This is a genomic window from Hyalangium sp. (assembly GCF_035629615.1).
Taxonomy (GTDB): Bacteria; Myxococcota; Myxococcia; order Myxococcales; family Myxococcaceae; genus Hyalangium.
Window position 1 is genome coordinate 1 of record NZ_DASPHO010000556.1, and the last position, 18399, is coordinate 18399.

At 69.6% G+C, this 18399-nt stretch carries 15 protein-coding genes and 1 pseudogene; 9 read left to right on the forward strand and 7 right to left on the reverse strand.

Translation table 11 applies throughout. The annotated features are described in order from the left end of the window. The coding region (locus tag VD972_RS28115; RefSeq protein ID WP_324991832.1) for a ferritin-like domain-containing protein at window positions 1-602 on the reverse strand (602 nt) is incomplete at its 3' end. Between the two features lie 307 nt (window positions 603-909). Here VD972_RS28115 and VD972_RS28120 point away from each other — a divergent pair. Next, window positions 910-1296, forward strand: a complete 387-nt coding sequence (locus VD972_RS28120; RefSeq protein WP_324991833.1) for a hypothetical protein — start codon at window positions 910-912, stop codon at window positions 1294-1296. A 9-nt stretch (window positions 1297-1305) separates the two neighbouring features. Here VD972_RS28120 and VD972_RS28125 read toward each other — a convergent pair whose 3' ends face one another. Together VD972_RS28125 and VD972_RS28130 are read right to left on the reverse strand one after the other, a co-directional pair. Further along, complete coding sequence (locus tag VD972_RS28125) at window positions 1306-2919, reverse strand: adenylate/guanylate cyclase domain-containing protein (RefSeq protein WP_324991834.1); 1614 nt, start codon at window positions 2917-2919, stop codon at window positions 1306-1308. Between the two features lie 41 nt (window positions 2920-2960). Then, complete coding sequence (locus VD972_RS28130; protein WP_324991835.1) at window positions 2961-3821, reverse strand: metallophosphoesterase; 861 nt, start codon at window positions 3819-3821, stop codon at window positions 2961-2963. Between VD972_RS28130 and VD972_RS28135 the strand changes: the two genes are divergently transcribed. The 3 genes from VD972_RS28135 to VD972_RS28145 all read left to right on the forward strand — a co-directional run bounded on the left by VD972_RS28135 (window position 3787) and on the right by VD972_RS28145 (window position 7231). Further along, entirely contained in the window at window positions 3787-5223 is a 1437-nt protein-coding gene (locus tag VD972_RS28135) for a hypothetical protein (protein WP_324991836.1), read from the forward strand. The genes VD972_RS28130 and VD972_RS28135 overlap by 35 nt on opposite strands. Beyond that, window positions 5220-6164, forward strand: a complete 945-nt coding sequence (gene gluQRS, locus VD972_RS28140) for a tRNA glutamyl-Q(34) synthetase GluQRS (protein ID WP_324991837.1) — start codon at window positions 5220-5222, stop codon at window positions 6162-6164. Before VD972_RS28135 ends, gluQRS begins: the two co-directional genes overlap by 4 nt. A 134-nt stretch (window positions 6165-6298) precedes the next feature. Next, entirely contained in the window at window positions 6299-7231 is a 933-nt protein-coding gene (locus VD972_RS28145; protein WP_324991838.1) for a hypothetical protein, read from the forward strand. A gap of 69 nt (window positions 7232-7300) precedes the next feature. On the opposite strand, the gene VD972_RS28150 is transcribed toward VD972_RS28145, so the two are convergent. Both VD972_RS28150 and VD972_RS28155 read right to left on the reverse strand, forming a co-directional pair. Next, window positions 7301-9229, reverse strand: a complete 1929-nt coding sequence (locus VD972_RS28150; RefSeq protein WP_324991839.1) for a hybrid sensor histidine kinase/response regulator — start codon at window positions 9227-9229, stop codon at window positions 7301-7303. Then, window positions 9226-10458, reverse strand: coding sequence for a sensor histidine kinase (locus VD972_RS28155; protein ID WP_324991840.1), 1233 nt, complete (start codon window positions 10456-10458; stop codon window positions 9226-9228). Before VD972_RS28155 ends, VD972_RS28150 begins: the two co-directional genes overlap by 4 nt. Before the next feature lie 201 nt (window positions 10459-10659). Here VD972_RS28155 and VD972_RS28160 point away from each other — a divergent pair, with 201 nt between their 5' ends. Further along, the gene (locus VD972_RS28160) at window positions 10660-12321 is read left to right on the forward strand and encodes an FAD-dependent oxidoreductase (RefSeq protein ID WP_324991841.1); all 1662 of its coding nucleotides are present in this window, start codon (window positions 10660-10662) and stop codon (window positions 12319-12321) included. An 87-nt stretch (window positions 12322-12408) separates the two neighbouring features. Here the strand turns inward: VD972_RS28160 and VD972_RS28165 are convergent, their stop codons facing one another. Beyond that, window positions 12409-13626, reverse strand: a complete 1218-nt coding sequence (locus tag VD972_RS28165; RefSeq protein WP_324991842.1) for a DUF1501 domain-containing protein — start codon at window positions 13624-13626, stop codon at window positions 12409-12411. 206 nt (window positions 13627-13832) lie between these two features. Between VD972_RS28165 and VD972_RS28170 the strand changes: the two genes are divergently transcribed. The 3 genes from VD972_RS28170 to VD972_RS28180 all read left to right on the forward strand — a co-directional run bounded on the left by VD972_RS28170 (window position 13833) and on the right by VD972_RS28180 (window position 15916). Then, the gene (locus VD972_RS28170; protein ID WP_324991843.1) at window positions 13833-14360 is read left to right on the forward strand and encodes an AgmX/PglI C-terminal domain-containing protein; all 528 of its coding nucleotides are present in this window, start codon (window positions 13833-13835) and stop codon (window positions 14358-14360) included. A 73-nt stretch (window positions 14361-14433) separates the two neighbouring features. Then, window positions 14434-15276 carry a GNAT family N-acetyltransferase gene (locus VD972_RS28175; protein ID WP_324991844.1) on the forward strand — a complete coding sequence of 281 codons (843 nt, stop codon included), beginning with the start codon at window positions 14434-14436 and terminating at the stop codon, window positions 15274-15276. A gap of 7 nt (window positions 15277-15283) precedes the next feature. Beyond that, window positions 15284-15916: a tRNA-(ms[2]io[6]A)-hydroxylase gene (locus VD972_RS28180; RefSeq protein WP_324991845.1), complete on the forward strand. Its 633-nt coding sequence runs from the start codon at window positions 15284-15286 to the stop codon at window positions 15914-15916. On the opposite strand, the gene VD972_RS28185 is transcribed toward VD972_RS28180, so the two are convergent. Then, the gene (locus VD972_RS28185) at window positions 15910-17775 is read right to left on the reverse strand and encodes an SLC13 family permease (RefSeq protein ID WP_324991846.1); all 1866 of its coding nucleotides are present in this window, start codon (window positions 17773-17775) and stop codon (window positions 15910-15912) included. The genes VD972_RS28180 and VD972_RS28185 overlap by 7 nt on opposite strands. Window positions 17776-17983: 208 nt before the next feature. On the opposite strand from VD972_RS28185, the pseudogene VD972_RS28190 reads away from it, so the two are divergent. Continuing rightward, window positions 17984-18399 (forward strand): annotated as a pseudogene (locus tag VD972_RS28190) (phosphoenolpyruvate carboxykinase); the annotation flags it as partial.

The window sequence follows — 18399 nt, forward strand, 5'->3', positions numbered from 1 at the left end:
TGATCCACCAGCACCACGCTCATCGCCGCCAGCGCGAGGCTCCACCACACCGCCTGCCACACCGCGCGCATGGGCACGCCCCAGCCCTGCCGGGCGAAGAACTCGCCATGGAAGTCCAGGTGGTGCTGCTCATCCTCGCAGATCTCCTCCAACCCTCGCCGCAGCCCGCCCACCGGCAGCCGCGAGGCGAGCAGTCCGTAGAAGGAGCCTCCCACCACCTCCGCCGCCAGCAGCACCATCATCTTCAACCGCAAGCCCAGCAGCCGGCGCCCGAAGACGAAGAGGCGCTCGGTCCAGTTGCGCGCCAGCAGCTTGCCCCCCAGCCCTCGCACCATCAGCCCGAGGATGCGTGCATGTCGCCCTTCCTCCGCCACGAAGAGCTTCAGCGAGGCGCGGTAGTCCGCGTCGATGCCGGGCACCTTCGCCCGGTCGATCTCATGCGCGATGCGCCCCTCTCCGGACTCGCCCAGCTGGAAGATCGCCAGGGACGTCCTCAGCGCCGGGCGCCACGCCTCGGGCACCTCCTCCGCTCCCTCCAGCTCCTCGGGCAAGGGACGCCGCCGGTTCACCTCGAAGTGTCTGCGCCAGTCGCTCCACCGCATGGTCCTCTCCTTCGCGGGACGCGCGCTGCGTCCCTCTCGCAGAAGAGAAATGCCTCAGCCGCACGCGCCTGGAGCGCGCTCCCACCTGAGCGGTCGCGCCTTGCACCCGAGCGGTCCCGCCACGCCTCCGAGCGTTCCCTTCGTCAGCGCACCTCTCCGTTCAGTGGCAACGGATGCGGGACGCACTACGACGCCGCGCGCCACGGTGTCGATGGTGGACACTCCGGTCAAAGCGCCACGAGGCCCCTTGCATGCACTTGCCACGTGGGCACATTCTTCGAGGTGGCACATCGAGGGAGGTGGGGCGATGCAGCTTGCTATCCATGAGAATGCGACGGTGGAGGAAGCGAGCAGGGATCTGCTCGACTTCATCCTCGGGCCAGCCAACTGGCTCTCCATCGAAGCGCAGGCGAAGGACCCCTCCCTCCGCCCGGTCCAGAATGCGCTCTATCAGCGGCGCGTAGGTCCGCTGCGCATCTGCGCGAGCGTGGATGTGTCCGCTTCGCTCGAGGTCTTCCTGCGCGTTGCCTTCCGCGCCCCCGGGCTCACCCCGGTGAAGGCCGCCGACCACCTGGAGGCCTTCCTGCGCGCGCGCATGCCGCTGACGCCCAACTCCGAGTGGCAGGTGGAGGTGGACGAGCGCCGGTGGATCCACTTCGTGCGGCGCTACGCCGGCACGCGCCTCCAGGCCTGAGGCCCCGCGTCACAGCAGCTTGTAGTAGCGCAGGGGCTGGGCCACGTTCTTCACGGGTGTCTCCGTGAGCGGGCCGAACCTCAGCCCCTGCACCCAGGGCTCCTGGGAGTCGCTCAGCGCCTCGCGCACGCTGTTCATCACCAGCGTCTCCCGGAACTCACCGAGCGACTGCAGCCGCGCCGTCTGGTTCATCCCCGTGGAGAAGGCGGTGTAGTTCCGGTTGGGCCCAAAGAGGCCGCAGTTCGCGTGGGCCAGGTTCGCGCCGATGGCCACGCCCAGCCCGGGCAGCCCCACCCGCTTGCACATCTCCATCACCTCGTCCCGGGCGCTGAGCGAGGCGGTGTACTCCTGGATGTCGCGCGCGGCGCGCAGCACGGCCTCCGCGCGCTGCACGCGGCTCGTCTCGAAGAAGGGCGGACCGAACAGACCGATGACGCAGTCGCCCACCATCTTGTCGAAGGCCCCGCCGTGCTCCCAGATAAAGCCCACCACGCGCGCGCTCCACTCGTCCACGAAGCGCCCGATGCTCTTGGGGCTGTCGAAGCCGTGCTCGCAGATGCGGGTGAAGCCGTTGATGTCCGCGAAGAGGATGCCCAGCTCCTGATCCTGCGGGCGCAGGTGGTTGGCGTAGGCCGGATCCCTCAGCAGCTCGTCGATGGAGCTGCCGCGGAAGAACTGCGAGAGGTGGATGCGCTCGCGGTTGTAGTCCAGCAGGCGCTGGCTGAGGCCGGAGGCGAGCAGCCGGACGATCTCCATCGTGTACGCGGAGAAGCCCTCGTCGCTCCAGAGGACGATCTTCCCCAGGAGCTCGCCGGAGGAGGAGCCCGAGATGAGCACCACCTCCGAGGTGCGCCCCCGGGCCTCGCCGAAGAGCTGCCGCAGCGAGCCCTCCGCGCGATGGAGCAGATCCGGGCCATGCTTCTGGATGAGGCGCTCCAGGTGCGGCCCGCGCCGCTCGGCGCTGTCATACTCCAGGTGGCCGTGACGCCAGGTGCGGTAGTGCAGCACCTGCGGCTGCACCGCGTCCCGGTACAACAGCAGGAAGCCCGGCAGCCGCACCCGCTGCGACAGCGCAAGCACGGCCTGATCCATCCCCACCTCGAAGACCGGGTTGGACAGGTGCTGGTTGCACTGGATGATGAGCTGTTGCTTCTCCGCGGCGGTGTGGACGAGGCACAGCACGGTGTCGAACTGCTCGGCCAGCGTCTCCAGGACGCGGGCAATCCGCGCGGACTCCTGCACGCCGGTGTGGTCCCCGGGGAAGAGCATCCCGATGGAGCCCACGCGGGTGCCCACCACGTCCAGGGCCTGGGTGACGAGCGTCCCATCCTCCAGGCGCCGCACCCCGGTGGCCTCCTCCAGGAGGAGGCCAGGGTGGCGCTCACTCCAGGAGCCCTCGATCCAGGTCTGCTCGGCCAGCTCCTCGTTGCGCGTGGTGAGGGCGATGGCGCGCGCGCCCGTCAGCTCGAGGATGCGCGGGAAGCACCGATCGAACGTCTGGTGGAGCCCCTCGCGCTGCTTGAGGCTCTCCTCCAGGAGCTCATCGAGGGTACGGTGAAGCTGGCGCAGCGTTCGGAGCTCCTCCAGCGAGGGCTCAGCGGGCAGCGTGTACGACGCTTTCATGATCCGGGGTTCTACAGCCCTCTGGCCCCGGTGTCACAGGCTCAGCCGGGCACCTGGGGGACGTGCTTCTCCCCGCCGACCACCTGGCCCCCTGAGACATCAATGACCCAGTACCCCTCGCCCCCTGCCATGGTGGAGGAGCCGGCCCCGAAGATGTGGGGGCGCTCGGCGGTGGCGGGGTGGTGGTAGCGGTGGTGGATGTGGCCGTGCAGGACGGCGTAGCGCGAGCCAGGGAGGAGCCGGCAGAGCGCGTCCGCATCCCGGAGCCCGTGGATCCACCGGTCCGGGCGCCCATGGTGCGTCAAGGGCGCATGGTGGACCACCACGATCAGGGCGCGGCCAGCCAGCCTGGGATCCTTCACCACCGCCTCGAGACCCTCGAGCTGCGCTGGGCCAATGAGGCCGTTGGAGAAGCCGGGAACCGGTGGCACCCGGGCAGAGCAGAGCCCTACGACGGCCGCCTCTTCGCCCAGCAGCCGGACGAAGGGGAACGCGCCTTCGCGGCGGTGCTCGGGCAGATCGCTCTCCAGTAGGTGGCCGAAGTAGCGCTCGAAGCGCCTGCTGCGGTGGCTGCCTGGCGTGTAGACGTCATGGTTGCCGGGGATGACGGTGCAGCGGTTCCGGTCCTCCACCAGCTCGCCGAGCGCGGCGCGGGCGCCCTCGAACTCGCTGTCCAGCGCGTAGGCGGTGAGATCTCCGGAGAGGATGAGGTGGTCGGCCTTGTGGTCCCGCATCTCGCGCACGATGGTGGCCAGAACTTCGGGGGCGCGGCGGTAGGCGCGGCCCCGGCCGCCCACCGTCAGCTCCGCCAGGGCCACCCAGCGGCGCCAACCGAGCCGGAAGAACGGCAGCGCGAAGTAGTCGGCGGTGATGTGGACGTCGGAGCAGTGGACGAAGCGCATGGCGGGCACCCAGGCGGGAACGGCCCACCCCAGGCGGGACATTCTCGCCGAGTCGCCCGGCAGGGGAAGCACGTTCGGCAGGGACAGGCCCTGTCCACGGGATGGCGGTCTCACGCTCGACTGGCACGACTCGGCGGGGTACGAGTCCACGGTGGACCCGATGGACCTGCCTCCCCACCCCATGATGCGAACCGTGCTCCTCCTCAGCCTGCTCCTGGGCGCTTCGAGCGGCGCCCAGGGGACACCCCGGCGTGTGGCCGTGCTGCCCTTCCAGGCGCTCTCCGGAGATGTCCCTGGACGGGCGGGCCCCCGGGTGACGCAGCGGCTCACCACCGAGGTGCGCGGAGTCGAGCGCCTTGAGCTCGCCGAGCCTCCCTCCGCAGAGCCTGCTGCAGAGCCTCCTCCGGAGGCGCTCCCACAGGCTCGCGCGGCGGTGAAGGAGGCCGAGTCCCGGAGGCAGCAACAGGACTTCGCCGGCGCGGAGGCCTGGCTCGGCCAGGCGCTCGACGCTTACGCCACTCCCGCCGGGGCGGTGGCCCTCCCGAATGGGAACGAGCTGGCCGATGCCTACGCGCTGCGCGCCGCGGTGCGCTACTCCCAGGGCCGGGACGAGGAGGCCGCGCGCGCGCTCACCTTCGCCCTGACACTCTCTCCGGGGCGTCCCCTCCCCCTGGCCGCCACCTCGCCCCTCTTCGCTCGCACGGTGGAGCGCGTGCGCGTGGCACTCCAGGAACAGCCTCGCGGCAGCGTGCGCTTCGTCTCCATGCCTCCGGGCGTGCCGGTGACGCTCGACGGCCATTCCGTGGAGAGCGCTCCGGTGCGGGTGGTCGAGGTCCCGCCCGGAATGCACCTGTGGCGTGCGGTGCTGCCCTCCGGCGAGGCCACGGGCGGGCTCGTGGAGGTGCTGAGTGGCAAGGAGGTGGAGGTAAAGGTGCTCCCTCCTGGAGAGGGCCCGGGCGCCGTGCTCGCCGCGGCGCTCGCGGGCAACCGGCTGGACGCGGCCGCGGTGGAAGCGGCGACGGCGCTGGGCCACACACTGCGCGCGGAGCTCGTCGTCTTCGGCACGGTGTCCCGGACGGACAGAGGGCTCGCCGTGGACGCCCTCGTGCTCGCTCCGGGTGCCAGGACGCTGCGCCGGGTGCCTCGGATCGCCCTGGATGCGGATCTGCTCGACGCGGGGCCGCCGCTGCGCGAGCTGTCCTCCACGCTCGCCTCACGCGGCGCCCAGACAGGAGCCGCGGTGTCCCTCCCCGTGGTTCCGGCCGCGGGGGCGGCACCAGCACCTCGCCTCGTCCAGGTGAAATATCCCGTGGAGGAGAAGCCCGTGAGCGCTCCGAAGCCCGCGGTGTCAACGCCGGATCGTGCTCCCCTCGCACCCAGGAAGCCCCTCGTCCGCCCATGAGTTTCCGCGGCCGCTTCGCTCCCAGCCCCACCGGGCGCCTCCACCTCGGCAACGCCCGCAGCGCGCTGCTCGGCTGGCTCCAGGCCCGCGCCGCTGGAGGCCAGTTCCTCCTGCGCGTGGAGGACCTGGATCGCGCACGCTGCCGCCCTCAGTACCTGGACGACCTGATGCGAGATCTCGAGTGGCTGGGGCTCACCTGGGATGAGCCGCCCGTCTTCCAGAGCGCTCGGGACGACGCGTACCGGGACGCACTGGAGCGGCTGGAGCGGCTGGGGTGGGTGTACCCCTGCTTCTGCACGCGCGCCGAGATCGCCCGGGCAGCCAGCGCGCCCCATGGCCTGAGCGACGAGGGGCCCCGCTACCCAGGCACCTGTGCCTCCCTCTCCCCCACGGAGATCGCCGAGCGCTCCCGCACGCGCACGCCCGCGTACCGCTTCCGCCCCCAGCCTGGCGAGGTTCACTTCGTGGACGGGCTGCAAGGGCCCTCCTCCCAGGACGTGGCGGCGGTGGTGGGGGACTTCGTGGTGCGACGCAACGACGGAGTGGCCAGCTACCAGCTCGCGGTGGTGGTGGACGACGCCGCGAGCCGCATCACCCACGTGCTGCGGGGAGATGACCTGCTCAGCTCCACCCCCCGGCAGCTCCAGCTCTACGCAGCGCTCGAGCTGCCCCCGCCCCAGTTCTTCCATGTGCCCCTGGTGCTGGGAGCGGACGGCAAACGGCTCGCCAAGCGCGAGGGCGCGTTTGCGCTGACCGAGCTCCGCGAGCGAGGGCTTCCGGCCGAGCGGGTCCTCGGCGTGCTCGCGGCCTGGAGCGGGCTCGGAGATGGAAGCCCCGTGGCGCTGGAGGAGCTGGTCCGGCGCTTCCGCCCCGAGACGCTGCCTCGCGGTCCGGTCGTCGCTCAGGAGCAGACGCTCGTCGAGGCGCTGGGGCTGGACTGATCGCCCCCCCTGCACTCGAAGGGACAGGCTGGCCTGCGGGGAAGTCACAAACCGCCAGGACATGCCCATCTTCTCCTTTGGATTCGAGCGCCCCGGCGAACCAGGCAGGCGCTCTCTTCGCAAGAGAGGCAGACATGGCAGAGATCGTGGAGAAGTCGCGCGTCGAAGCGATACCTGGGGTTCCCCTCAAGATCAGCTGGGGCGCCATCTTCGGAGGCACGTTCGTCGCGCTGGGCGTGTGGATCCTGCTGTACTCGCTCGGACTCGCGCTGGGACTGTCGTCGGTGGACCCGAGTGACCCGGGCAGCGCGAAGTCCGCGGGGATCGGCACGGGCATCTGGTCTCTCATCGCGCCGCTCATTGCGCTCTTCATCGGCGGCCTGGTGGCCTCCAGGACCGCGGGCGTCATGGACAAGATGGGGGGTGCGCTCCACGGCGCGGTGCTCTGGGGACTCACCACCCTGGTAGGAGTGATCCTGATGGGCATGGCGATCTCCTCGCTGCTGGGCGCGGTGTTCAGCGTGGGGAAGACCGCGGTGGGAGCCACGGGCGCCGCCATCACGGGGGTTGCCTCCCAGGGAGACCAGGCGGGGAAGATCGCCAGCTCGTTTGGGCTCAACGCGGAGGATGCGCTCGGGCCCATCAACCAGCGGCTGCAGCAGGAGGGCAAGCCCGCCATCACCGCGGACCAGCTCCAAGCGGCGACCAAGGATGTGCTCAACACCGCCATTCAACAGGGCCAGCTGAACCGTGAGCAGCTGGTGAGTGCCATCGCCCAGAACACGGCGCTCTCCCGCAGGGACGCGGAGGACATCGCCGGCCGCGTCGAGGCGCAGTGGACCCAGGCACAGGCCCAGGTGTCCCAGCTCGGGCAGCAGGCCCAGCAGGGCGCGCTCAAGGCCGCGGACACCACGGGCCGTGTCTTCTGGGGCGTGTTCTTCGCGCTCCTGCTCGGCCTCGTCTCCTCGATCCTGGGGTCCACGCTGGGGGTGAGCAAGCGCCAGCGCTTCTACGCGGGGGGCACCCTTGTCCCGCCCGTGGGCCCACGCCGCGAGGTGTATCCGTAGGCCGCTGCCTGCAAGCCTCGCCCGAGAGTGCACGGGCGAGGCCCCGAGGCGCCATTCCAGAGCACGAGCTCAGGAGTCCTGGGCCCCCCCCAGCAGTCTTCTCACCACCTCGCGCAGCTCTTTCGTCGTGAAAGGCTTCTCCATGCAGCGGTTCTTCACCCGGCCCAGGAAGTCGCGGGCCCCTGGAGTGAAGGCGCCTCCCGTCAGGAATACCACCCGCTCCGCCTGGTCCGGCGCCACGCGCGCGATCTCCTCGTAGAGATCCATGCCGCTCATCTCCGGCATCATGAGATCGCAGAGGATCAGATCGTAGCGTTCCCCGCGAATCAGCTGCGCCAGGGCCTCGCGCGCGCTCGACAGCGCCGTGACGTCGTGCTCCTGCCGGAGCGCTCGCACGATGGCCAGGCCGATCATGGGCTCGTCGTCTACGCTCAGGATCCGGCCCCGGTGTGCGGCGGACGGCGCCGGGGCAGCAGCAGGCGGCGAGGAGAGCGTCTCGGTGGCCACCGCGGGCAGGATGACCCGGAAGACGCTCCCCTGCCCCATCTTGCTCTCCACCTCCATGCGCCCGTTGAAGCCCGTGACAATCCCCAGGCAGATGGAGAGGCTGAGCCCCGTGGTGCCTCCGCCGGGCCGGAGCGTGAGGAACGGCTCGAAGATCCGCTCTTGCAGCTCCGGCGGGATGCCCACGCCCGTGTCGCGGATCTCGATGATGGCCAGCTCCTTCTCCTGCCGCGTGACGATGCGGATCTCTTGCCGCTCCACATCCCCCTCCGGGATGGCCCGGGCGGCATTGACGAGCAGGTTGAGGAACACCTGTCCCAGCCGCGGCTCTTGCGCCTCCACCCTGAGCGAGTCCGTGTAGTCCCGGACCAGCTGGGCCCGGTGGCGGATCTCGTTCCCCGCCAAGCGCACCGCGGACTCGAGCACGCGGTGGACGTCCACCTGCGTGCTGCTCGCCTCCCGCTCCACCTGCGAGAAGAGCCGGAGCTGCTGGGTGATCTCGCGGATGCGCTGGACGCCCTGCTGCGTCTCGGCCAGCAGCCCGCGCAGCTCCTCGCGCTGGCCCGCCTCGAGCGTCAGGCTCGGGAAGATCTCAGCCTCCAGGTGGGAGAGGTTGGCCATCACATAGGCCAGCGGGTTGTTGATCTCGTGGCCAATTCCACCCGCCAGCGTCCCCAGGGAGGCCATGCGGTCGGAGAGCATGAGCCGGGCCTGCATCTGCCGGCGCTCGGTCAGATCGCGGGTGATCCACATTGAGCACGGCCGTCCGTCGAATGGCACGGCGAAGTGGGCGGCCTCCACGGGGACGGCCTCACCGGAGCGGCGCAGGAACCGCAGCTCCCTCACCGAGCGAGACCCGAGCTGGCCCTCTTGTAGCAGGGGCCGCAGGGACTCTCGATCCTCCGGGTGGATGAAAGACTCTATCTCCGCCCACGTCCTCCCCACGAACTCGTCGGCGGAGGTGGCCCCGAGCAGCGCCACGAGCGCGGGGTTGGCGTAGACGATCCGCCCCTCGTGCCACACGGAGATGGCATCCGGGAGCCGCTCGATGAGCTCGCGAAAGCTCGTCTGGGAGCGGCGCAGGGCCTCCATCATGCGCGCCTGCTGGAGCGTGTAGCGGACGGCGCGCACCAGGAGCACCGGCGACAGCTGTGACTTCACCAGGAAGTCCGAGGCCCCCGCCTCCAGGGCCTTGCGGTCGGTCTCCACGTCGCCCACCCCTGTCAGGAGGATGACCGGCGTGTGACACCCGCGCCGCCGCGCCTCTTGCAGCAGCTCGACCCCCGTCTGCGCTCCCAGGTGATAGTCGAGCAGGCACACGTCATGGCGGCCCTCGATCAGCGCCTCCAGGGCCTTGTCGGTCTCGTCCCTCCAGTCGATCACCACCTGCTCGGGGCCGAGCGTCCGAAGCGCGTCGCGCACCAGCACATAGTCGTCTTCATCATCCTCGATGAGGAGGACGCGAATGGGACGGTGGCTCTCCTCCTGGCTCATGACTGGGAGGAACGCGCGGCCACGGACTGCGCCACGGGGAGACGGATGGTGAAGGTGGCTCCCTGGCCGGGCACGCTGCGGGCCTGGATGGTGCCGCCATGGCGCTCCGCGATCTTGCGGCAGATGGCCAGGCCGAGCCCCGTGCCCTCGTACTTCCCGCGCCCGTGCAGCCGCTGGAACAGGTTGAAGATCTTGTCGGCGTGCTTCTCCTCGAAGCCGATCCCGTTGTCCTGCACCCGGAGCTCGCAGCGCCCGGCCTCCTTGTCCACGGAGGCCTCCAGGGAGATGCGCGGCGCGGTGTTCTCACTGCGAAACTTGAGGGCGTTGCTCAGCAGGTTCTGCAGCAGCTGCCGCATCTGCGTCGGATCTCCCTCAATGGTGGGCAGCGCCCCCACCGTGACGGTGGCCTTCGCCTGATCAATGGCCACCTCGAGATCGCTCACCACCTCGTGCGCGATGGTGGACAGCTCCACACGGACGAAGGGCTGGGCCTTGGAGGTGACACGCGCGAAGGCGAGCAGATCCTCGATCAGCCGGCGCATGCGCGTCGCGGCGTTCTGCATCCGCTCCAGGTAGTCCTGCCCCTCGGGAGGCAGCGCGCCGGCGGTCACCGTCTTCAGGCGCTCGCCGAAGGACTGGATCTTGCGCAGCGGCTCCTGGAGATCATGCGAGGCCACGGACGCGAAGCTCTCCAGCTCGCGGTTGGACTGCTCCAGCTCGCGGTTGGTCTGCTCCAGCTGGAGCTGGGTCGTCTTGAGGCTCGTGACATCCGTGGTGATCATCGTGAAGCCCACGATGCGGCCAGCGTCCCGGATGGGACCCACCCGCACCACGTACCACTGGGGCCCCGTCTCGGCGTAGGAGCGAACATCGTACGAATCCGGCACCCCCGTCTCGATCACCTTGCGGAAGACGGCCCGGCACCGCTCGTGGTCCTCGGGGAGCAGGAAGTCGGTGATGCTCCGGCCCAGCACCTGCTCGTACGTCAGGCCGGGGATGGTGAAGTTGACGAAGCGAATCCGCTCCGCGGTGTCGGCCGTCAACATCATGTTCTGCGATTGCTCGACCAGCGCCTCGATGCCGAACTTCTCCACCGAGGACAGCCGGCGCGTCTCGAGCAGCCCTGCCAGCTGATTGAGCGCCTGGGCGACCGGCCCCAGCGGACCAGAGCCGACGCGGCACCGGATATGCGGCTCGTTGGTCGCCAGCCGGGTGATAAATTGTATCAATTCCTCAGGGTTGTTTTCGACTCCCCCCTCTGAGGACGCCTGGCTTCCATCACCCGATGCCCCCTTGACAGCCGCATCCTGGCTCATCTCGTCGCTCCTCTTCGAATGTATACACACACAGGGCGGAGCAGCGCTCGCCCCCTGCCCCCAAAGCCATGTACACTTGCCCTCAACATAACCTGCAACAGAGGGGGCAGGCACATGCCGCAGTGGGACCATCGGGCGGATGTCGTCATCGTCGGAACCGGAGGTGCGGCATGCGCTGCCGCCGCGGCAGCCGTGGACAGGGGCGCTTCTGTCATCATGTTGGAGGCAGCGGATGCGCCGGGAGGCACCACGCGGCGCTCCGGAGGCGCGTACTGGATTCCCAACAACTCGCTCATGCGCTCCAAGGGGTTCACCGACCCACGTGCGGATGCCCTCAAGCTGATGGCGCGCCTGGCCTACCCCACGCTCTACGATCCGGCCCAGCCGCGCCTCGGGCTGCCCCGGCTCCAGCATGAGCTGCTCGCGACGTTCTACGACAACGCGGCGCCCGCCATTGATCGGCTGACCCAGCTGGGCGCGCTCGATCCCATCATCCTTCCCAACTACGGCTACTCGCCCAACCCTGTCACTGATCCCGACTACTTCGCGGAGCTGCCCGAGAACAAGGCACCCTACGGGCGCGTGCTCACGGCCAAGTCGCCTCCGGGCTCCACGGAGTTCCCCGGCCTCTACCTGTCGGAGGGGATGCTGGCGCACCTGCGGAGCCGGGGTGTGCCCATCCTCCTCAGGCACCGGGTGACCCAGGTGGTGAAGAACCTGCAGGGAGAGGTGATCGGCGTCGAGGCGGAGCACGATGGCTGCACGAAGTTCATCCGCGGGCGGCGGGGGGTGATCTTCGGCTCGGGAGGCTTCGCGCACGATCGCGACAAGCTGCGCTCCCACCTGCGAGGCCCCATCTTCGGCAGCTGCAGCGTCACCACGAGCAGAGGGGCCTTCGTGGACATCGGCGGCAAGGCGGGCGCCGAGCTCGGCAACCTCTCCAACGGCTTCTACTACCAGGCGGCCCTCGAGGATCCGGCGGCCCATGAAGGAGCCGTGGTCCGCCCGGACGCCCACGTGTTCTTCCCGTATGGAGACAGCACCATCCTGGTGAACAAGTACGGCCAGCGCGTGGTGAACGAGAAGTCGCCGTACCACGTGCGGGCCCAGAGCCACTTCCACTGGCGGCAGACGGAGTACCCCCACCTGGTGCAGTTCATGATCTGGGACCAGTGGACGGCCAACGAGCCCACCCCGTGGCCCTGGCGCGGCGTGGTGCCGTTCCCGGGGCAGGCCTCTCCGCTCGTCATCCAGGCCCCGACGCTCGAGCAGCTCGCCCTGCGCATCAGCGAGCGCCTGGACGCGATGCGCGGAGTGCGTTTCCTGAGCAGCGCCATCGTCCCCTGGGTGCGCCTCGCTCCGGACTTCGTTCCCTCTCTGCGCGCGACCCTCCAGCGCTTCAATACATTCGCCACGAGCGGCGTGGATCGCGACTTCCACCGCGGTGAGACTCCGGTGGAGCAGGCCTGGCAGGGGCCGTCGCGCAGCACCACCGGCAACCGGACGATGTACCCGCTGTCGCCGAGCGGGCCGTTCTACTGTGCCATCCTCGGCCCCGCGACGCTGGACACGTGCGGTGGACCGGTGATCGGTACGGACGGGCGGGTGCTCCGCCCTGAGGGAACGCCTGTCCCCGGACTGCTCGGTGCGGGCAACTGCATCGCGTCGCCCACCGGCCAGGCCTACTGGGGCGCCGGTGGCACGCTGGGGCCCGCCATCACCTTCGGCTTCATTGCCGGGCGGACCGCGGCCAGCTCCACCGTGCTCTCAGAGTAAGGAGGGAGGCCGGGAGAGCGCTCTGTGCCAGGCGGAGGACCGCCTGGCCAGGGTGCGGACTCGGACTCGGACTCAGGCGATGGGACGTCAGGAGACCGCGCTGCGCCCGGCCGCGGACTGCTCGGTCAGGGCGCACTGCAGGACATCCTCCGAGCGGAACCCGTGCGCCGAGGAGTCCGGGCTGGCGATCCGGAGCAGCGTCGCCGAGAGCGCATCCACGAGCACCGGGCGGCGCTGGTCGCCTGTGGGGCGGCCCGTGCGGTAGTCGATCGCCCGGCCCCGGAGATCCGCGCCGGTCTCTCCCACCGTCGTCCCCCCCCGAATGCCCTTCCCGGCGAGCACCCAGCTGCCTTCAGGCCAGTGCTCCTTCCCGCTCGAGGCGCCGTACTTGGGAGCGCGGCCGAACTCGCTGCCGATGACGACTGTCGTCTGCTCGAACAGCGAGCCATGCTCGGTGCGTACCGACTTCAGCGCGTCCATGAACTGCGCAATGTCATCGAGTGCGGGAACGAGCCGGCGCCGCTGAAGCGCCAGGTGCTCGTGGTGCGCGTCGAGGTGGAGCGAGCGCGTGGAGACGGTGACGGCCTTGGCGAAGTTGCCCTGGAGGGCGTGGAGCGCGAGCTGGAGCTGCGGGCCGAGGATTGGATCCTGGAAGCGTGGCGAGAGCTCCGCCGTGGCCATCAGCCGGCCGAGCGCATCGCCCTGGCCCTGCTCACGCGAGCGGAGCCACGGCTCGACGCGGGCCGCACGCGCTCTCGGATCGAGCAGCGCCTGGGCCAGCTCGACGGAGACGATGGCGGGCGGCGCTACGGCCTCGGACTCGGACTCGAAGGAGTCCAGGGACTGCCCGAGCGCCAGGTGAGGAATGGACGCATCGCCCGGGAGCGCGGTGCCCAGCAGATCCCCCAACCAGGGCTCACCGGCGAGGGCCTTCACCCGGCCGCGCTGGACGATGCGCTCTCCACGGGGGTGGGCCACCGTGTCGGTCCGCACGCCATGGACGAGGCACAGGTCGGCGTCGTGCCGGAGCAGCCCGCTGATGAGGGGACCGAACAGCCGGTGCGTCCCCTGCCGCCGCTCGTCCGCGAGATAGCCCGGCTCGATGCGTCCACCGGTGGCCGTGGCGTCCTTGGCGTCGACGGTGAGGACTCCGTCGAGCCCTCCCCAGAGGAAGATGTTCACCACGTACTGGCGAGGCCCGGAACCCAGGGAGCCATCCCAGGCCGACACCTGCCCTGGCAGCAGGGAGCCCGCAGTACCGGCCAGCGCTGCTCCCAGAATGGAGCGTCGGGTGAATCGGCTCATCTTCCCCTCCAACGATGTTCCGCCCCGCAAGAATACAGGTTTTCTGAGCCGAAACGGTAACCGCCCGGTGACATAGTGGTGGGATGTCGGGCCGGTCCGTCCTCCTCTGGGTCCTCCTGCCCTTCATCGGGCTGAGCGCGCTGGCGTTCTGGCTCACCCGACCGGACTCCCCTCCGCCATCAGCCCTCCCGCGCGAGGAGTCGGCCTTGACTCCTACCGTCCCCTCCTCGCCGGTAGTACCGCGGCCCCTGGAGCGCACCCCTGCGCCTCCGCCCGCCCTCCCAGCCCCGAGCGAAGCGCCTCCCACCTCCCCCTCCCCGCCGCGGACGTTCGGTGAAGGCTCGACCCTGCCCTCCCGCTCCCCACCCTCTCCTCCCATCACCCTCCCAGAGGCCGAGCCCCAAGCGGAGCCCCCCTTTGACGCGGTGGACAAGGAGGATGTGCGCCGAGCCATCCAGACGGTGGTGCCGCTGATTCGCCAGTGCTTCCTGGACGTGGCCGAGCGCTATCCCGGCCCCCACACGGTGAAGTTGAAGTTCACCATCGAGGGCCAGGGGCTGACGGGCCACTTCCGGGACGGGGAGGTGGAGGACTCCTCCATCCAGGATCCGTTCGCCCTGGCCTGCTTCCTGGACTCCCTGCTGGACGTGCGGTTCCCAGCACCCCGAGGAGGGGGCAGGGTCACCATCACCTACCCTTTCCACTTCCAACCTGGGACGGATGCTGGCCGTTGAGGCTCCCTTTGCGTAAGGTGCGCCTCGCCCTTCAGCATGCTCGAACCTCTCAGGTGCGCCTGACTCGCCTCGCATGCCCGCCTCTATCGAACAGCTCGGATCTCAGCACACGGATGCGCTGCGCTCGTTCCTGGCAAAGGACTCGACGCACAACATCTACCTGCTCGGTCTCTTCGAAGAGTTCGGGATCGTCCCGCGCGCGGGCCGTGCGCCGTTCGCCTTCCATGGGCGGTTCGACGAGAAGGGGCTGACGGCGGCCCTCTTCGTGGGCGGGGAAGGCGGCCTGGTGGTGCCCTCCGCGAGCGATCCGGCCTCCATCGCCGACATCGCCGAGAGCCTGGCCTCGCAGATCCGGCTCCAGGCCTCGCTGGGGGAGAAGCCCGCGGTGGACGCGCTGGTGAGGATCCTCGGCAACAACACCAAGCCCCGGCTGTCCCGGGTGCAGCGCCTGTTCGCTGTGTCCGCCGATGACCTGGGGCCCTTCACCAACCCCACGCTGCGGCCGGCCAAGGAGGAGGATCTGCCGCGGTTGATGCCGCTGGCGATGGGGGCGGTGCGCGAGCTGATGGAGCGGGATCCGCTCTCCGAGGATTCGGACGGCTACGAGGCGCGCGTCATGCAGCGCGTGCGAGGCCGGCGGACGTACGTGCTGGAGGAGCACGGCGCGCTGGTGTTCAAGGTAGACATTGGCAGCCGCTCGCAGCACGGCGCGGAGCTGGAGGGCCTGTACACAGCGCCTCCAGAGCGTCGCAAGGGGCACGCGACGCTGTGCCTGGGGCAGATCTGCCGGCACCTGCTGTCCTCGCTGCCCAAGCTCGTGCTGCGGGTGGACGAGAAGGACGAGAGCGTGGCCCGGATCGCGCGCAAGGTGGGCTTCCTGGCCGGCCGTGTGCAGCGCCTGGTACTCCTGGAATAGGCAGGCAATGTCTCGCTCAACGTCTCGCTCCACACCCAGCCGCCGACCTCTCTCCGGAGAGGGCCCCGTCATCCTCCACGTGCCCACGGATCCCCGCTGGCTGCCGCTGGCGCTCGCGCGCTTCGACGAGGTGCTGGTGGACCACGCGCACTGCGAGAAGAAGGCCGCGGCGAACGCGCTCTCGCTGCTGCAGGCATACCCGGAGCTGCCGGGCCTGCCGGCGCAGATGGCACGGCTGGCGCGCGAAGAGAGCGCCCACCTGGCCCGGGTGCTGGATCTGATGGCCGCGCGGGGGCTCACGCTCAGCCGGGACGCGGGGGATCCGTATGCGCAGGGGCTCCAGAAGCTCATCCGCACCCCGTCCGCGGAGCGCAAGGTGGACCGGCTGTTGGTGGCGGCCATCATCGAGGCCCGCTCCTGCGAGCGCCTCTCACTGCTGGCGGAGGGGCTGGAGGATCCGGCCCTGCGCCGCTTCTACGGGGAGCTGGCCCAGTCGGAGGATGGGCACCAGTCCCTCTTCTACCGGCTGGCCGTGACGGCGACAGGAGACGAGGCGGGGGTGCGCGAGCGGCTGGAGACGCTGCTGGCCCGCGAGGCCGAGGTGATGGCATCCGTCGGCCTGCGTGCCGCGATTCACTGATCCGTCAGGGCCGGCGCGCTCAGGCTCACCGGCACCTGCCGTGCAGGAGCCTGTGGGCTCTTGCCCTGGAAGGGCCACAGCGCCGGCACCGCGAACACCAGGAATGCCACCATCACCGCCGTCAGCGGCGTGCCCAGCCGTAAGAAGTCCGTGAACCGGTAGTGCCCTGGGCCATAGACGAGCACGCAGCTCGGCTCCAGCGGGGTGATGAACGAGCAGCTCGCCGCCAGCGTCACACCCATGGCGAACGGCCGCGCATCCACCCCCAGCTGCGCCGCGGCGCTGACGGCCACGGGCAGCACCACCAGCGCCGCTGCCTGGTTGCTCATGGGCGCCGACAACAGGATGGTCAACACCATCAGCAGCGTCAGCACCAGGCGAGGCCCCCCATAGGAGCCCAGCTCCGCCACCATGCCGCCCAGGAACCTGCCCGCCCCGCTCACCTCCATGGCCACACCCAGCGCCATCATCGAGCCGATGAGCAGCACCACCCGCCAGTCCACCCGGAAGGCGATCCGCGAGTCCACGCAGCCAGAGAGGATCATCGCCAGCATCCCCACCAGCCCCGCCACCGCCATGGGCACCAGTCCCAGCGTCCCCGCCCCCAGCGCCCCCAGGAAGATGCCCACCGCCACCAGTGCCTTGCGATAGCGCGGCGGCTGGTACTCCACGTCGGTGAGCACCAGCAGGGTCGCGCCGTCCGCCAGCTCGGCCAGGCGCGTGCGCGGCCCACGCAGCAGCAGCACGTCTCCCACAGACAGCGGCATCGCCGAGAGCGACTGTTCGCCGAAGATGCGTCCCAGCATCTGCAGCTTGGTGAGCCGCTGGATCGCCGGCTTGCGGTGCAGCGCCAGCGCCACCAGCCCGTAGCGCTCCACGAAGAGCACGTCCTTCAAGCTGCGCCCCACCAGCGGGCTGCCCGGCGGCACGCTCGCCTCCACCAGCACCGCTTCCCGCGAGCTCAGCTCCTCATCCCCCAACCTCACGTCCGGCCGGATCTCGATGCCCTGCAGATCCTTCACCCGGAGGATGTCCTCGCGCTTGCCCTCGATGATGATGCGCTCGTCTCCCATCAGCACGTGCGAGGGCACCGCCGGCAGGGCTTGCCCGTCCCGGATCAGCCCGATGACGCGCAGCCCCAACCCCTCGGTGATCTCCGCCAGCTCCTTGCCCACATAGCGCGAGCCCGGTGGCAGCACCGCCTCCGTGAGGTAGTCGCGCAGCGACCAGTCCTCCATCCCCCCTTGCCCCTTCCGAGCCGGCAGCAGCAGCGGCCCCAGCAGCACCACCACCAGGATGCCCAGCACCGCCACCGGCAGCCCCACCGGCACCAGCTCCGTCACCCCGATGCCCTCCAGCCCCAGCTTCTGCATGGCTGCCGAGGCCACCATGTTGGTGGACGTGCCGTACAGGAAGATCATCCCCCCCAGCATGGAGGCGTACGCCAGCGGCAGCAGCACCTTGCTCTTGGGCACCTTGGCGCGCTGCGCCGCCCCGATGGCCACCGGCAGGAACGCCGCCGTTGTCACCGTGTTGGAGATGATGGACGAGAATGCCGCCACCGCTCCCATCATCGCCAGCACGAACACCTGGTGCCCGTAGCGTGCGAAGAAGGCGAGCCGCTGCCCGATGATCTGCACCACCCCCGTGGAGGCGAGCCCCTGTGTCATCACCAGCAGGGTGAAGATGAAGATGACGGTGTCGTTGCTGAACCCCTCGAAGGCCTGCTGCGGCGTGAGCACCCCCGTCAGCGCCAGCAGGCACACCACGCTCAGAGAGCTCACCTCGATGGGGATGGACTCCAGGGAGAAGAGCACCAGCGCGACGACGACGATGCCCAGCACGATGGCGATGGTCATAGATGGCCCGTGCAACGTGGGGACAGGTGCGCAGAACGGCGAGTCCTTCGACGCACTGCATCGTTAGCTAATGGAAGCTTCCCTGCTGATAAGTGAAATTAGAGGATCCCTGTTCACTCGGCAGGTTCACTGCCGGACGGGTGTTGCATTTGGAGAGCCCGTTCCAGAAGTTGTGCCCCTCCCCTTGAGACGACACGAGGAAACTTCCATGGCTTCGACGCAGATGACGGCCGCGAGCAACGCGCCGACGAAGAATCAGGCCCTGCTCCAGTGGGTTGCCCAGTCCGCGCGGATGACGCAGCCAGACCGCATCGTCTGGTGCGACGGCTCCGAGGAGGAGAAGGCGCGCCTGACGGATCAGGCGGTAAAGGAGGGCATCCTCATCCCGCTCAACCAGCAGAAGCGCCCCGGCGGCTACCTGCACCGCTCCAACCCCAACGACGTGGCGCGCGTGGAGCACCTCACCTTCATCTGCACACCCAACAAGACGGACGCCGGGCCCACCAACAACTGGATGGATCCCGAGGAGGCGTACACCAAGCTGGGTCAGCTCTTCGAAGGCAGCATGAAGGGCCGCACGATGTACGTGGTGCCCTATGTCATGGGCCCGCTGGGCAGCCCCTA

What these genes read in the sequence shown, in the direction of transcription:
- gluQRS (WP_324991837.1), top strand. Translation starts at nt 5,220, where the DNA reads ATGAGTTTCCGCGGCCGCTTCGCTCCCAGCCCCACCGGGCGCCTCCAC.
- VD972_RS28125 (WP_324991834.1), bottom strand. Translation starts at nt 2,919, where the DNA reads ATGAAAGCGTCGTACACGCTGCCCGCTGAGCCCTCGCTGGAGGAGCTC.
- VD972_RS28165 (WP_324991842.1), bottom strand. Translation starts at nt 13,626, where the DNA reads ATGAGCCGATTCACCCGACGCTCCATTCTGGGAGCAGCGCTGGCCGGT.
- VD972_RS28180 (WP_324991845.1), top strand. Translation starts at nt 15,284, where the DNA reads ATGTCTCGCTCAACGTCTCGCTCCACACCCAGCCGCCGACCTCTCTCC.
- VD972_RS28130 (WP_324991835.1), bottom strand. Translation starts at nt 3,821, where the DNA reads ATGCGCTTCGTCCACTGCTCCGACGTCCACATCACCGCCGACTACTTC.
- VD972_RS28185 (WP_324991846.1), bottom strand. Translation starts at nt 17,775, where the DNA reads ATGACCATCGCCATCGTGCTGGGCATCGTCGTCGTCGCGCTGGTGCTC.
- VD972_RS28150 (WP_324991839.1), bottom strand. Translation starts at nt 9,229, where the DNA reads ATGAGCCAGGAGGAGAGCCACCGTCCCATTCGCGTCCTCCTCATCGAG.
- VD972_RS28120 (WP_324991833.1), top strand. Translation starts at nt 910, where the DNA reads ATGCAGCTTGCTATCCATGAGAATGCGACGGTGGAGGAAGCGAGCAGG.
- VD972_RS28145 (WP_324991838.1), top strand. Translation starts at nt 6,299, where the DNA reads ATGGCAGAGATCGTGGAGAAGTCGCGCGTCGAAGCGATACCTGGGGTT.
- VD972_RS28160 (WP_324991841.1), top strand. Translation starts at nt 10,660, where the DNA reads ATGCCGCAGTGGGACCATCGGGCGGATGTCGTCATCGTCGGAACCGGA.
- VD972_RS28175 (WP_324991844.1), top strand. Translation starts at nt 14,434, where the DNA reads ATGCCCGCCTCTATCGAACAGCTCGGATCTCAGCACACGGATGCGCTG.